General features: G+C 66.2%; 15 protein-coding genes. 9 read left to right on the plus strand and 6 right to left on the minus strand.

Going from position 1 to position 12,236, the window contains the following annotated elements:
* The first annotated feature begins 14 nt into the window (after positions 1 to 14).
* The 8 genes from ACTDI4_RS09335 to ACTDI4_RS09370 all read left to right on the plus strand — a co-directional run bounded on the left by ACTDI4_RS09335 (position 15) and on the right by ACTDI4_RS09370 (position 7,007).
* Complete coding sequence (locus ACTDI4_RS09335; RefSeq protein WP_442840890.1) at positions 15 to 617, plus strand: DUF2062 domain-containing protein; 603 nt, start codon at positions 15 to 17, stop codon at positions 615 to 617.
* Positions 614 to 1,027, plus strand: coding sequence for a holo-ACP synthase (gene acpS / locus ACTDI4_RS09340; protein ID WP_442840891.1), 414 nt, complete (start codon positions 614 to 616; stop codon positions 1,025 to 1,027). Before ACTDI4_RS09335 ends, acpS begins: the two co-directional genes overlap by 4 nt.
* A 78-nt stretch (positions 1,028 to 1,105) precedes the next feature.
* The gene (gene lepB, locus ACTDI4_RS09345) at positions 1,106 to 1,855 is read left to right on the plus strand and encodes a signal peptidase I (protein ID WP_442840892.1); all 750 of its coding nucleotides are present in this window, start codon (positions 1,106 to 1,108) and stop codon (positions 1,853 to 1,855) included.
* Positions 1,855 to 2,577, plus strand: coding sequence for a ribonuclease III (gene rnc, locus ACTDI4_RS09350; protein WP_442843312.1), 723 nt, complete (start codon positions 1,855 to 1,857; stop codon positions 2,575 to 2,577). Before lepB ends, rnc begins: the two co-directional genes overlap by 1 nt.
* Positions 2,574 to 3,488: a GTPase Era gene (gene era, locus ACTDI4_RS09355; RefSeq protein ID WP_442840893.1), complete on the plus strand. Its 915-nt coding sequence runs from the start codon at positions 2,574 to 2,576 to the stop codon at positions 3,486 to 3,488. Before rnc ends, era begins: the two co-directional genes overlap by 4 nt.
* Before the next feature lie 88 nt (positions 3,489 to 3,576).
* Complete coding sequence (gene recO / locus ACTDI4_RS09360; protein ID WP_442840894.1) at positions 3,577 to 4,314, plus strand: DNA repair protein RecO; 738 nt, start codon at positions 3,577 to 3,579, stop codon at positions 4,312 to 4,314.
* Between the two features lie 126 nt (positions 4,315 to 4,440).
* Positions 4,441 to 5,547 (plus strand): peptidase C39 family protein, encoded by a 1,107-nt coding sequence (locus ACTDI4_RS09365; protein ID WP_442840895.1) that lies wholly within the window; start codon positions 4,441 to 4,443, stop codon positions 5,545 to 5,547.
* Positions 5,544 to 7,007, plus strand: coding sequence for a RimK family protein (locus ACTDI4_RS09370; RefSeq protein WP_442840896.1), 1,464 nt, complete (start codon positions 5,544 to 5,546; stop codon positions 7,005 to 7,007). The genes ACTDI4_RS09365 and ACTDI4_RS09370 overlap by 4 nt, the downstream gene beginning before the upstream one ends.
* Positions 7,008 to 7,046: 39 nt before the next feature.
* Here the strand turns inward: ACTDI4_RS09370 and ACTDI4_RS09375 are convergent, their stop codons facing one another.
* Together ACTDI4_RS09375 and ygfZ are read right to left on the minus strand one after the other, a co-directional pair.
* Positions 7,047 to 7,658, minus strand: coding sequence for a YfbR-like 5'-deoxynucleotidase (locus ACTDI4_RS09375; RefSeq protein ID WP_442840897.1), 612 nt, complete (start codon positions 7,656 to 7,658; stop codon positions 7,047 to 7,049).
* Entirely contained in the window at positions 7,658 to 8,521 is an 864-nt protein-coding gene (ygfZ, locus tag ACTDI4_RS09380) for a CAF17-like 4Fe-4S cluster assembly/insertion protein YgfZ (RefSeq protein ID WP_442840898.1), read from the minus strand. Before ygfZ ends, ACTDI4_RS09375 begins: the two co-directional genes overlap by 1 nt.
* 82 nt (positions 8,522 to 8,603) lie before the next feature.
* Between ygfZ and ACTDI4_RS09385 the strand changes: the two genes are divergently transcribed.
* Complete coding sequence (locus ACTDI4_RS09385; protein ID WP_442840899.1) at positions 8,604 to 9,935, plus strand: dihydroorotase; 1,332 nt, start codon at positions 8,604 to 8,606, stop codon at positions 9,933 to 9,935.
* Positions 9,936 to 9,990: 55 nt separating this feature from the next.
* Here ACTDI4_RS09385 and ACTDI4_RS09390 read toward each other — a convergent pair whose 3' ends face one another.
* The 4 genes from ACTDI4_RS09390 to ACTDI4_RS09405 form a co-directional block, all read right to left on the minus strand.
* A complete protein-coding gene (locus tag ACTDI4_RS09390; RefSeq protein ID WP_442843313.1) occupies positions 9,991 to 10,755 on the minus strand; it encodes a hypothetical protein in 765 nt (254 codons plus the stop codon).
* A 145-nt stretch (positions 10,756 to 10,900) separates the two neighbouring features.
* On the minus strand, positions 10,901 to 11,158 hold the full coding sequence (locus ACTDI4_RS09395; protein ID WP_442840900.1) for a hypothetical protein: 258 nt from the start codon (positions 11,156 to 11,158) through the stop codon (positions 10,901 to 10,903).
* A 163-nt stretch (positions 11,159 to 11,321) separates the two neighbouring features.
* Positions 11,322 to 11,699, minus strand: coding sequence for a TIGR02301 family protein (locus ACTDI4_RS09400; RefSeq protein ID WP_442840901.1), 378 nt, complete (start codon positions 11,697 to 11,699; stop codon positions 11,322 to 11,324).
* Positions 11,696 to 12,118, minus strand: a complete 423-nt coding sequence (locus tag ACTDI4_RS09405; protein ID WP_442840902.1) for an NUDIX hydrolase — start codon at positions 12,116 to 12,118, stop codon at positions 11,696 to 11,698. Before ACTDI4_RS09405 ends, ACTDI4_RS09400 begins: the two co-directional genes overlap by 4 nt.
* Positions 12,119 to 12,236 lie beyond the last annotated feature (118 nt).

Below are 12,236 nucleotides of genomic sequence, written 5' to 3' on the forward strand. Positions count from 1 at the left end.
GTTGTATCGTAGATATGCTGTTCAAGCGCAGGGAATCCGAGAGCCTTTGGGAACGCTTCCGCGTGTGGCTGTGGCCGCGCCGGTCGTTTTCGCGCTCGCTTCAATATTTTTCGAAGCGGATCCTGCGCCTGAACGCTTCGCCGCATGCGGTGGCGGCCGGCGTGGCGGCGGGCGTCTTTGCTTCCTTCTTCCCGCTCGGCCTCCATTTCATCGTCGCGGCCGTCATCTGCTGGGTCATCGCCGGCAATCTGGTCGCGGCCCTGCTTGGTGCTGCTGTGGGAGGCAATCCCCTGACCGTCCCGCTTCTGTGGGGCGTCTCCTGGGAGACGGGCAAGATCATCCTGCACCAGCATGCGCCTTCGCACGGCCCGCCGGCGAACCTGGGCGACATGCTGCAGCATCTGTCCTTCGCGCAACTGTGGCATCCGATCCTGGAGCCGATGGCCGTGGGCGCGGTCCCGCTCGGCATCCTCTTCGGCCTGGTGTTCTACGGCATCACGCGCTGGGGCATGGGCGCCTTCCGCGAGCAGCGGCGGCGCAGGCTGGCCGAGAAGGCGCGCCGGCGCGGCGGCAAGGTCTCCAGCGCCGCCGGCGGTATCGGCAGCGCCACGCAATGATCCTCGGCATCGGCTCCGACCTGATCGACATCCGCCGCATCGAGCGGTCGATCGAGCGTCATGGCGCGCGCTTCATCACCCGCATCTTCACGGCGGGCGAGCAGGCCCGCGCCGAAAGCCGGCGCGGGCGCATTGCCAGCTACGCCAAGCGCTTCGCCGCCAAGGAGGCCTGCGCCAAGGCGCTGGGCACCGGCATTGCGCAAGGCGTGTTCTGGCACGACATGGAGGTGGTGAACCTCGATGGCGGCATGCCCACCATGGAACTGAGCGGCGGCGCCGCTGCAAGGCTCGCGCGCATGCTGCCCGCCGGCCACCGCGCTGCCGTCCATCTCACCATCAGCGACGACTATCCGATGGCTCAAGCCTTTGTGATCATCGAAGCTGTTCCGGTCTCACAAGCGCCACAGTGAGGGCTCTTGCGACGAGGCGTCATTGACGTTGCCCGGCGCCCGCCGAGACTCTATACACATCGCACAATCGAGGACGAGATGAGCGTGGCTGACAAATCGCAGAAGAAATCCGGCGGGCTCGGCGAGACCGTCAGCGTCATCGTCCAGGCTCTCATCCTGGCGCTTGTCATCCGCACCTTCCTGTTCCAGCCCTTCTCGATCCCGTCGGGTTCGATGCGGCCGACCCTGCTGGAAGGCGACTACCTGTTCGTCACCAAATGGGCCTACGGCTATTCGCGCTATTCGCTGCCCTTCGGCCCGGACATCTTTTCAGGCCGCATCTGGGGCGCCGAGCCCAAGCGTGGCGACGTGGTGGTGTTCAAGTTCCCGCCCAACCCGTCGATCGACTACATCAAGCGCGTGGTCGGCCTGCCGGGCGACCATATCCAGATGCGCGACGGCCAGCTCTTCATCAATGGCGTCGGCGTGCCGCGCGAGAAGATTGGCCAGATCGACAATCCCGACATCACCGAGGTCAATCGTCCCGTCGACGTTTATCGCGAGACATTGCCCAACGGCGTCTCCTACGACACGCTGGATCTGACGCCGAACGGCATCGGCGACAACACGCGCGAGTTCGTCGTGCCGGAAGGCCACTATTTCATGATGGGCGACAATCGCGACAATTCCAGCGACAGCCGCTTCAGCGTCGGCTACGTGCCTTACGAGAACCTTGTGGGCCGCGCCAACATCATCTTCTTCTCCATCGCCGGGGGCGCCAGCCCGCTGGAAATCTGGAAGTGGCCGACCGACATGCGCCCCTCGCGCCTGCTCAATTTCGTACGCTGATGGGCTTGAAGCGGCCGACAGGTGAGGGGCTGGCGCGGACTGTGGCCGCCGCGACGGGCCATGCCTTTCACGACCTGAGGCTGCTGGAGACGGCGCTGACCCATTCCAGCGCCGTCAAGGCGGTCAGCAACAATGAGCGGCTCGAATTCCTGGGCGACCGGGTGCTCGGGCTGGTCGTTGCCGAAATGCTGTTTCGCCTGTTTCCGGACGCGCCCGAAGGGGAGATCGCGCCCCGGTTCAACGCGCTTGTCGATGCCCGCACCTGTTCGGAGATCGGCGTCGAGATCGGCCTGGAGGACCTCGTGCGCGCCGATGCCGCGCTCAAGGCGCGCTCGCGCGGAAGCGGCGGCAACTATCTGGCCGACGCGGTCGAGGCGCTGATCGCTGCCATCTATCTGGACGGTGGCCTGGATGCAGCCCGCGGCTTCGTGTTGCGCTATTGGGAGCCGCGCTCGCGCATGGCGGTGGCCAAGCCGCGCAACCCCAAGTCCGAATTGCAGGAATGGATCGCCAAGACCAGCGATGCCCGGCCGCAATATGCCATCGAGAAGCGGGAAGGTCCGGACCACCAGCCGGTCTTCACCGTCTCCGTGAAGGTGAAAGGCTTCGACCCGTCCTTCGGGGAAGGCGGCTCGCGTCGTGCAGCCGAAGAGGCCGCGGCCACGGCCTTCCTGCGGCGTGAGGGCGTCTGGGCCGAACAAGAGGAAGGCGATTCCGCGTGACGAGTTCCGAGGCAGTTCCCGCCACCCGTTCCGGTTTCGTCGCGCTGATCGGCGCGCCGAACGCGGGCAAGTCGACGCTGGTCAACCAGCTTGTCGGCACCAAGGTTTCCATCGTCACCCACAAGGTTCAGACCACGCGCGCGCTGGTGCGCGGCATCGCCACCCACGGCGCGGCGCAGATCGTGTTCATCGACACGCCCGGCATCTTCAAGCCGAGGCGGCGGCTGGACACGGCCATGGTCACCACCGCCTGGGGCGGCGCCAAGGACGCGGACATCGTTCTGGTGCTCATCGATGCCGAGCGCGGCATCAAGGGCGACGCCGACGCCATCCTCGAGCGGCTGAAGGATGTGCGCCAGCCCATGGTGCTGGTGCTCAACAAGGTCGACAGGGTGAGGCCGGAGGCGCTGCTTTTGTTGGCCAAGACGGCCAATGAGCGCGTGCCCTTCCGCAACACCTTCATGGTGTCGGCCTTGACCGGCTCCGGCTGCAAGGACCTGCTGGACTATCTGGCCGAGGCTCTGCCGGCCGGCCCGTGGTATTATCCGGAAGACCAGATTTCGGACCTGCCGATGCGCCAACTCGCGGCCGAGATCACGCGCGAGAAGCTTTATTTGCGGCTGCATCAGGAGCTTCCCTATTCCTCGCATGTCGAAACCGAGAAATGGGAGGAGAAAAAGGACGGATCGGTGCGCATCGAGCAGGTCGTCTATGTCGAGCGCGACAGCCAGAAGAAGATCGTGCTCGGCCACAAGGGCGAGACCATCCGCGCCATAGGCCAGGCCGCGCGCAAGGAAATCGGCGACATTCTCGAACAGAAGGTGCACCTGTTCCTGTTCGTGAAGGTGCGCGAGAACTGGGGCGACGACCCCGAGCGCTACCGCGAGATGGGCCTGGACTTTCCGCATTAGGGCCCTTGCCCAGTCCGCCGATCGCAGTTCGCCGATCCCAATCCGGCAATCCTTGATTTCGCCGGCGAAGCGGTGAAAGGCTCCGCTCATGGAATGGCGCGACGAGGGAATCATCCTTGGCACCCGCAGGCATGGCGAAACCAGCGCCATACTGGAGGTGATGACGCGTGCGCATGGCCGCCATCTCGGTCTGGTGCGCGGCGGCCGCTCCCGTCGTCTCCAGCCGGTGCTCCAGCCCGGCAACCGCGTCGACCTGGTCTGGCGCGCGCGCCTCGACGAGCATCTCGGCACCTTCCAGGCCGAGGCGCTGGAGACCAACGCCGCTCGGCTGATGGACAGCGCCGTCGCCGTCTACGGCCTTCAGGTGCTGGCCGCGCATCTGCGGCTCCTGCCCGAGCGCGACGCCCATGTTGCGCTCTACGAGACCCTTTGCCTGATGATCACGCATCTCGACGATGCGGACGCCGCCGGCGAGCTGGTGGCGCGTTTCGAGCTCCTTGTGCTCGAGGAACTCGGCTTCGGGCTGGACCTGGCCGAATGCGCGGCCACCGGCACGCATGCCGATCTCGTCTATGTTTCGCCGAAATCCGGCCGCGCCGTCTCCCGCGAGGCCGGCGCGCCCTGGCACGACAGGATGCTGCCGCTGCCGGCCTTCCTTCAGCGCGGCTCTGGCCAGCGCGCCGATGCGGCCGCGGTGGAGGATGCGTTCCGGCTGACCGGCTTCTTCCTGGCCCGCCACGTCTACGAGCCGCGCGGCCTGCAGGCGCCGGAGGCCCGCGCCGGCTTCCTGTCGGCGCTGCGCCGGCATCGCGGCCACGCGGCTTGAAACGTCACCACAATTCGGCCTCAATCAAAGCGCGAAAGCGATTCCGATGCACCGCCGCCACGGCCGGTTGCGTCGGCATTTCGACCGGGGCATTTCCATCACGCGATCAGAGGTTTTCGAACCTGCATGTCCGCCGCCATCCGCACGGCCCGCGCATCCGACGTCGATGACCTCGCCGCCATCGAGAACGCCGTCTTCACGGGCGACCGCCTGTCGCGCCGCTCCTTCCGCAAGCTGATCGAGCGCGAGACCGCCGAGACGCTGGTCGCCGAGAACGGCGGCCGCATCGGCGGCTATGCCATCGTGCTGTTCCGCAAGGGCAGCGGCGTGGCGCGCCTCTACTCGATCGCCACCGCGCCGGAATTTTCCGGCCGTGGCATCGGCCGCCTGCTGCTCGAGGCTGCCGAGGACGTGGCCTTCGGCCACGGCCGCATGATGCTGCGCCTGGAAGTGCGCGAGGACAACGAGAGGGCGATCGGCATCTACGAGAAGGCGGGCTACCGCAGGATCGGCCGCGAGCCGGACTACTACGAGGACGGCGAGGCGGCTCTTCGCTACGAGAAGGCGCTGCGCGGCGGCGTTCCGGCGGCGACCACTGTGCCATTCTACGAGCAGACCAGCGATTTCACCTGCGGCCCCTGCTGCCTGATGATGGCCATGGCCAATTTCGACCGCGGCTTCGTTCCCGATCCGGTCATGGAAATCCGCCTGTGGCGCGAGGCGACCACGGTGTTCATGATGTCGGGCCCGGGCGGCTGCGAACCGTTCGGCCTTGCGGTCGCGGCCTACGACAACGGCCTGTCGGCGGAAATCTTCGTTTCATTCTACGGCGCCCTGTTCCTGCAATCGGTGCGCAGCGCGGAAAAGCGCCGCGTCATGGAACTGGCCCAGGCCGATTTCCGTCGCCGCGCCGAGGCCGCCGGCATTCCCGTGGCTTACCGCGGCTTCGCGCTGGACGACATCCGCGCCGCCCTTGCACAGGGCAAGCTGGTGCTGGTGCTCATCAGCGGCTTCCTCATGTTCGGCAAGAAGGTGCCGCACTGGGTTCTGGCCATCGGCGACGACGGCGACCATATACTGATCCACGATCCGTGGGTGGAGGACGAACGGGAGGAGACGGCCGCCGACGCCGCCAACATTCCCGTTCCTTACGCCATATTCATGAACATGGCGCAGTTCGGCCGGGACGGCTTGCGCGCCGCCATCATACTGGGGAGACGTGGCAGAAAATGACCTGGGTCATTCTCACCGGGCGCCAGAACGACCTCGACCACGCGGCGACGCCGCACAAGATCATCACCAACCGCGACTACCTCGCCCACCCCGCGCTGTTCCGCGGCCAGCGGCCGAAGGTCATCAACCTGTCCAACCATTACGACTATCAGAGCCGCGGCTACTACGCTTCCCTGCTGGCCTCCTCGCGCGGCCACAAGGTGATCCCGACCGTCGAGACCATGATCGACCTGTCGGAACGCAAGCTCTACGAGAATGCCCTGCCGGAACTGGAACTGGCGCTGAACAAATGCCGCAAGGAACTGGGCGGCATCTTCCCGCCCAAGGTGCATGTGTTCTTCGGTATCGGCCCCTCGCGGGCCTGGGACCGCTTTGCCCGGCTGCTGTTCGACTGGTTCCGCGCACCGGCCCTAGAGGTCGTGATCGCCGACAGCGCCGAATGGGCCACTGTCCGCAAGATCGGCTTCCATCCGATCGGCCGCATGGACGAGGTGGAAAAGGAACGCTTCATGCACTGCATGGACGTCTATACCGGGCGCGAATGGCGCGACTCCAAGGCGCGCACGCCGGCGCGCTACACTTTCGCCACGCTGGTCGACCCGCATGAGGAACTGCCGCCATCGCGCATTTCCTCGCTGCGCCACTGGGCCAGGATCGCCGAGAAGATGGGCGTCGAGGTCGAACCGATCACCCGGCGCGACCTGGCCAAGCTCGCCAACTACGACGCCCTGTTCATTCGCGAGACCACGTCGATCTCCAACCACACCTATCGCTTCGCCCGCCGTGCCCAGCAGGAGGGCATGCCGGTGATCGACGATCCCCTGTCGATGATCCGCTGCACCAACAAGGTCTACCTCAACGAACTGATGACCACCCACAAGGTGCCGGTGCCGCCGACGGTGATGATCGCCGGCCTGTCGGACCTTGACGTGGCCGCGCAGACGCTGGGCTTTCCGCTCGTATTGAAGATTCCCGACAGCGCCTTTTCGCGGGGCGTGAAGAAATGCGCCAATCTGGCCGAGCTGAAGGCGCTGGCCGTCGAATGGCTGGAGGATTCCGATCTTCTCATCGCCCAGAAGTTCATTCCGACGGAATTCGACTGGCGAATCGGCGTGCTGGGCGGGCAGCCGCTGTTTGCCGTGCACTACCTGATGGCCAAGAAGCATTGGCAGATCGTCAACCACAAGGCCAATGGCAAGGCCGAGGAGGGCGGCTTCAAGACCTTCACGCTGGAGGAAACGCCGCCGCGCGTGGTTGAGACCGCGGTGAAGGCCGCGCGCTGCATCGGCGACGGGCTCTACGGCGTCGACCTCAAGGAGACGAAGGACGGCATCTTCGTCATCGAGGTCAACGACAATCCCAATCTGGACCACGGCTGCGAGGATTCCGGCGAGAAGGACGAGGTCTGGACACGGCTCACCCAATGGTTCCTCGACAGGCTCGACCGGCCGGGCCGGTGAGCCTCGGACAAGAAGCTGCAAAGCGTTTGCGAAGCGGGCTTATTTCCGCAGCGCCTCGATCTCGGCGTAGCGTTTCAGGAAAGCGCTCTGCGCCCAGGTCACTGGACGCGGCGCGAGGTCGAGCCGGTCGGCCGAGAAGCCCCGCGGACGGCCGAAGAATTCGGCGGCCTCCTTCAACGTGAAGCCGGCAAGCACGGTGGCCTCGAAATAGGCGGCGATCTGGTCGGCGCGCTTGATCTCCTTCTTGAGGCTTTCGGGCAGTTCGGCCGGCAAGGAGAAGCGCAGGTGGATCGCGCGCTGCAGGCGCTGCTCGCAGTCCTTGTAGCTGCCGCCCATCACCGACTTGAACGGCGAGATCATGTCGCCGATGACGTATTCAGGGGCGTCATGCAGCAGGGCGGCCAGTCGCTGCTCGGACGTTGCCTGCGGCGCGATCTCGCCGAACAGGCGTTCCACCAGCAGCGAATGCTGCGCCACCGAAAACGCATGGTCGCCGCTTGTCTGTCCGTTCCAGCGCGCCACGCGGGCGAGCCCGTGGGCGATGTCGGAAATCTCGACGTCGAGCGGCGAAGGGTCGAGCAGGTCGAGCCGGCGGCCCGAAAGCATGCGTTGCCAGGCACGCGGCGGCGCGCCCGGACGATCCGCCGCCATCAGGCGTCCTCCGCGCCGGCGGGAGAGGCCTCGGGGAAGCTGAATGTCGCCCAGTCGGGAATGGAAAGAGCCACCGGCACGTCTGCGGCCAGGATCGGCTTGCCGGCATCGAGCGCTGCCTTGACGCGGTCGATGCGGGCGATAGCCAATCCCGACATGCCGGAGGTGGAGCCGAGCGTGCCGACGGGGCGTCCGTCCACCGTCAGCTCCGTGCCGGGCGCGGGCAGGGGAGCTTCGGCCGAAACCAGCAGCACCCGCCGGCGCGCGGTGCCGCGGTGCTGCATGCGCGACACGACCTCCTGGCCAACATAGCAGCCCTTCCGGAAGCCTACCCCTCCGGTCTGGTCGAGCAGCACGTCGTGCGGGAAGGCGTCGCCAAGCTGGTAGTCCTCGCCGCCTTCGGCAACTCCATGGGCGATGCGGAAGGCGTGCCAGGCGGCAAGGTCGCCTTCGCCGCCGGCCTCGCCATAGCTGCGCCGCACCGCGCCGCCGGCAAAGCGCATGTCGACGAGCCAAGGTGAATCAGTTTCCGAGAAAGCTGAATCATCGTCCCACGATATGGCGACAAGTCCCTGATCGGCCTTGGCAATCTCCGCCTTTGCGCGCAGCCGGTATAGCGTCAGCCGCCGCATGAAATCGTCGGCGACATCGGCCCGGCATTCCAGGCAAAAGCCGTTCTCGCCCACTCGCGAAACAAGAAAATCGAAGAGGATCTTGCCTTGTGGGGAAAGCAGCGCGCCCGGTTTGGCTTCGCCCGGTTTCAGCGCTTCGAGATCGACGGTAAGGATATTTTGCAGGAAATGTTCGGCGTCGGGGCCGGAAACGGTGATGAGCGCTCGGTCCTGGAGGAGGGCTGTGGGCATGGTCTGAGGGCGGCCTGATCTTGCAAAACGGTCGGCCATTACGTAAGCCGGCCGCATCCTCCCCGCAAGAGAGCCGGCAGCCATGGCACAGATCTACGACCTCATCCTGACAGGCGGAACGGTGGTCAACCAGGACGGAAAGGGCTTGCGCGACATCGGCGTGCGGGCCGGCCGCATCGCCGCGATCGGCGATCTTTCCCGGGCGTCCGCCGGTGAGACGATCGACTGCCGCGGACTGCATGTCCTGCCCGGCGTGGTCGACAGCCAGGTACATTTCCGCGAGCCCGGGCTGGAGCACAAGGAGGATCTGGAGACGGGCTCGCGCGCGGCCGTGCTGGGCGGCGTCACCGCCGTGTTCGAGATGCCCAACACCAATCCGCTGACCACCGGCGAGGCCGCCCTTGCCGACAAGGTGCGGCGGGCGACGGGGCGCATGCATTGCGACTTCGCCTTCTGGGTCGGCGGCACGCGCGACAATGCCGGCGACGTGGCCGAACTGGAGCGCCTGCCGGGCGCGGCCGGCATCAAGGTGTTCATGGGCTCTTCCACCGGCGACCTGCTGGTCGAGGACGACGAGGGCGTGGCGTCGATCCTGCGCAACACCCGCCGCCGCGCGGCCTTCCATTCCGAAGACGAATTCCGTCTGCGCGAGCGCATGGGGCTGCGGGTGGAGAACGATGCGTCCTCGCATCCGGTGTGGCGCGACGAGGTTGCGGCGCTGACCTGCACCGAGCGGCTGGTGCGTATCGCGCGCGCCGCGCGCGCCCGCATCCATGTGCTGCACATCTCCACGGCCGAGGAGATCGCCTTCCTGGAACAGCACAAGGATGTGGCCACCTGCGAGGCCACGCCGCACCACCTGACGCTTTCAGCCGACGACTATGCCCGGCTCGGGACGCTGATCCAGATGAATCCGCCGGTGCGGGCGGCACGGCATCGCGACGGGGTGTGGCAGGGCATATCCCAGGGCGTCGTGGACGTGCTCGGGTCCGATCACGCGCCGCACACGCTGGAGGAGAAGGCGAAAAAATATCCAGCATCGCCTTCGGGCATGACCGGTGTCCAGACGCTGGTGCCGATCATGCTGGACCACGTCGCTGCCGGTCGTCTTTCGCTGGAACGCTTCGTCAACCTTTCCAGCCATGGCCCGCACCGTATCTTCGGCATGGCGCGCAAGGGCCGCATCGCCGCCGGCTACGACGCCGACTTCACGATCGTGGACCTGAAGCGCCGCGAAACCATCACCAACGCACAGCAGGGCTCGAAGGCCGGCTGGACGCCTTATGACGGCAGGCAGGTCACCGGCTGGCCGGTCGGCACCGTCATCCGAGGGCGCCGGGTGATGTGGGAAGGCGAGATCGTCGCGTCGGGGCAGGGCAGGGCGGTGGAATTCTCGGAAGCGCTGCGGAAGTAGCGCGGCAGTTGCAACCGGCCCTACGGGCCGGGCAGTCGCATAGGAAAGAGAGCCCTCAATCTCCTGCCACGAAGAACGCCCAGCGGCCTTCGGGCGTGATGCCGACCCGGTAGAAGATGTAGGCGCCGAACTGCTTCATGTCGTCGTAGTCGCCGGCAGTGACGATCTTGAACAGTTCCACCCGCTGCTTCGCGTCGAGCTTGTCCAGCGGCATGGCGAAGAAATAGGGCCACACGTAGAGCTCTTCCGGCTTGCCGGCGTCGAGATGCACATAGCCGGCATCCAGCACCTCTTCCATGATGGCGAGGATTTCCTGGCCTTCCGTGTCGCCCGACAATCCCTTGAGGAACTCGATCGGATCGCCGTCTATGTCGGTCAGCGAAAGCTGGGTCGCCGAATCGCCCATGCCGATCAGCGGCCGCAGCTTCTCGATGTCGCCGCTCTTGCAGGCTTCGACGATCAGGCCGTGCATGCGCCGGACCGGCTCGGGCAGCTTGGAAAGGTCGTAGAATACTTCCGGCAGCGGCGCGTCGGGATCGACGCGCGGGTTGAGGAGGCCGCCGTCTCCCGGCTTGGCCGGTTCGACCTGTTCCGGCTCCTGCTGGTCGGGTGCGGTCGGCTCACCGGCGGGCGCCGCAGGCCGCGTGATGGGATCGGGCATCGGCACGGCCGAACCGGGCGCCGTCATGTCGTCGTCGGCGGGCGCCGGGGCCGCCGGTGCGGGCAACTCCTCGCGCTTGATCTCCGACAGCGCCGCTGCCGGCTGCGCTGAAAGCAGCACCGCAAAAGACGTGGTGGAGGCGAGAACGGCCAGTGCCAGCCCGAATCCCGTGGCAACGATCAGCCCGTGCCGCCTGCATGAAACCGGAAGTACCACCGACTGCCACTCCGTCCAGTCGGGCCTGCGGCCCGAAAGATGCCCCCTCGCGCGAAAGGCCCTGCCTTCCCCGTCGCGAGCCGGCCGTTCAGTGGCGCAATTGCTCCGGTCCGAACGCGCCGGCAATCACCTTTTCACGCATCCTGTCGAGCAGGGCAAGGGCCGCGGTCTCGCCGTTGGCGCGCAGCATCTCGCCGAAGGCCGTTTCCAGCGCCGCCTCGGCGATGATTTCGGGCTCGATCCCGGCCGAAAGCCCTTCGGCCCAGGCCTCGTTGTGGCTTTCGACGGCAGTCAGGCGCTTTTCTTCCCGAACCAGGGCGTCGATATCGCTGACAGTGTGTTCCATACGCAACATTCACCCTACACAAGCTTTGATCCCGACAATTCGGATCAAGCTTTAGGCATCCCTTTAATGTCCCATTAAGGCTTTCTAGCACAGCCATGCGCGCGTGTGCGACCGCTTTGCCGGAAAAGTTAACCGTCGCTTAAAGATCATGGACGGGCGTGGCTCAATTGCCATAGCGCGAGGCGATGTCGCGCGAAAGCTGCTCGGCTTCCTTCATGTAGCGGTCGACGGCCTCGGTGGCCGAGGCGGTGCATCGCGTGTAGGTGCCGCCGAAGGATCGGTAGCCGCGGTTGAAGGAGGCGATGAAGCGGGCACGCCGTTCCGGGTCCGGTTTCTCGGCCTCCAGCAGCCTTTCCATCTCGGCGCGCCACCGGTCGCCTTTCTCGCCGCACAGATTGCGCAGGAAATGCAGCGAGCCGAGGATTTCGGCCAGCCGCATCAGGCCGGGCTCGAACGGCGCTTCGGCTGCGCGCACCGGCTGTGCGCCCGCCATCAGGCCGGCCGCGACGACGGCGCAAAGCAGGGTCGAGGCCCGTGTCATGCCTCCTCCGGGCCGGGTGAGAGCAGGGTGCGCGCAATGGCCAGCACCGAGTCGGCCAGCGGCAGCGCGGAAATCTGCGCCAGCGTATAGAAGGCGGCGCTTTCGGCATCGTCGTTGGCTACGGCCTCTCCGCCGCAATGCGCGGCGCCGAACACCGTGAGCCGGTAGTCGACGGGATGGCCTTCGCCCGATCCTTCGATGAAGATCGTCTCCAGCGGCCGCAGACCTTCGGCCTGCAGCCCGGTTTCCTCGAAAAGCTCGCGGGCCGCCGCCTGTTCCAGCGTCTCTCCCGCCTCCACCTTCCCGCCGGGAAAAGCGTAAAGCCCGCGCGAAGGCGCGCGCCCGCGCTTGACCAGAAGCACGCGCGTGCCGCGCACGAGTGCGACCGAAACCGCCGGCACTTCCTGTCTTGCTTTCATGGGCGCTGCGGATGCCGGTTGCGGCAAACCTCCTGTGGACCGGTACGGACGCACGAGCTTTAGCGGTTGCAGGAGCGGGCTTCCACCACCACCTTCGGTCCCGGATCGAAAATTCGAG

The organism is Mesorhizobium sp. PUT5 (genome assembly GCF_052216645.1).
GTDB lineage: Bacteria > Pseudomonadota > Alphaproteobacteria > Rhizobiales > Rhizobiaceae > Mesorhizobium.

Excerpts from the sequence above, each read along its gene's own strand:
- ACTDI4_RS09335 (WP_442840890.1), top strand. The coding sequence starts at position 15 with ATGCTGTTCAAGCGCAGGGAATCCGAGAGCCTTTGGGAACGCTTCCGC.
- acpS (WP_442840891.1), top strand. The coding sequence starts at position 614 with ATGATCCTCGGCATCGGCTCCGACCTGATCGACATCCGCCGCATCGAG.
- lepB (WP_442840892.1), top strand. The coding sequence starts at position 1,106 with ATGAGCGTGGCTGACAAATCGCAGAAGAAATCCGGCGGGCTCGGCGAG.
- rnc (WP_442843312.1), top strand. The coding sequence starts at position 1,855 with ATGGGCTTGAAGCGGCCGACAGGTGAGGGGCTGGCGCGGACTGTGGCC.
- recO (WP_442840894.1), top strand. The coding sequence starts at position 3,577 with ATGGAATGGCGCGACGAGGGAATCATCCTTGGCACCCGCAGGCATGGC.
- ACTDI4_RS09365 (WP_442840895.1), top strand. The coding sequence starts at position 4,441 with ATGTCCGCCGCCATCCGCACGGCCCGCGCATCCGACGTCGATGACCTC.
- ACTDI4_RS09370 (WP_442840896.1), top strand. The coding sequence starts at position 5,544 with ATGACCTGGGTCATTCTCACCGGGCGCCAGAACGACCTCGACCACGCG.
- ACTDI4_RS09375 (WP_442840897.1), bottom strand. The coding sequence starts at position 7,658 with ATGGCGGCGGATCGTCCGGGCGCGCCGCCGCGTGCCTGGCAACGCATG.
- ygfZ (WP_442840898.1), bottom strand. The coding sequence starts at position 8,521 with ATGCCCACAGCCCTCCTCCAGGACCGAGCGCTCATCACCGTTTCCGGC.
- ACTDI4_RS09385 (WP_442840899.1), top strand. The coding sequence starts at position 8,604 with ATGGCACAGATCTACGACCTCATCCTGACAGGCGGAACGGTGGTCAAC.
- ACTDI4_RS09395 (WP_442840900.1), bottom strand. The coding sequence starts at position 11,158 with ATGGAACACACTGTCAGCGATATCGACGCCCTGGTTCGGGAAGAAAAG.
- ACTDI4_RS09400 (WP_442840901.1), bottom strand. The coding sequence starts at position 11,699 with ATGACACGGGCCTCGACCCTGCTTTGCGCCGTCGTCGCGGCCGGCCTG.
- ACTDI4_RS09405 (WP_442840902.1), bottom strand. The coding sequence starts at position 12,118 with ATGAAAGCAAGACAGGAAGTGCCGGCGGTTTCGGTCGCACTCGTGCGC.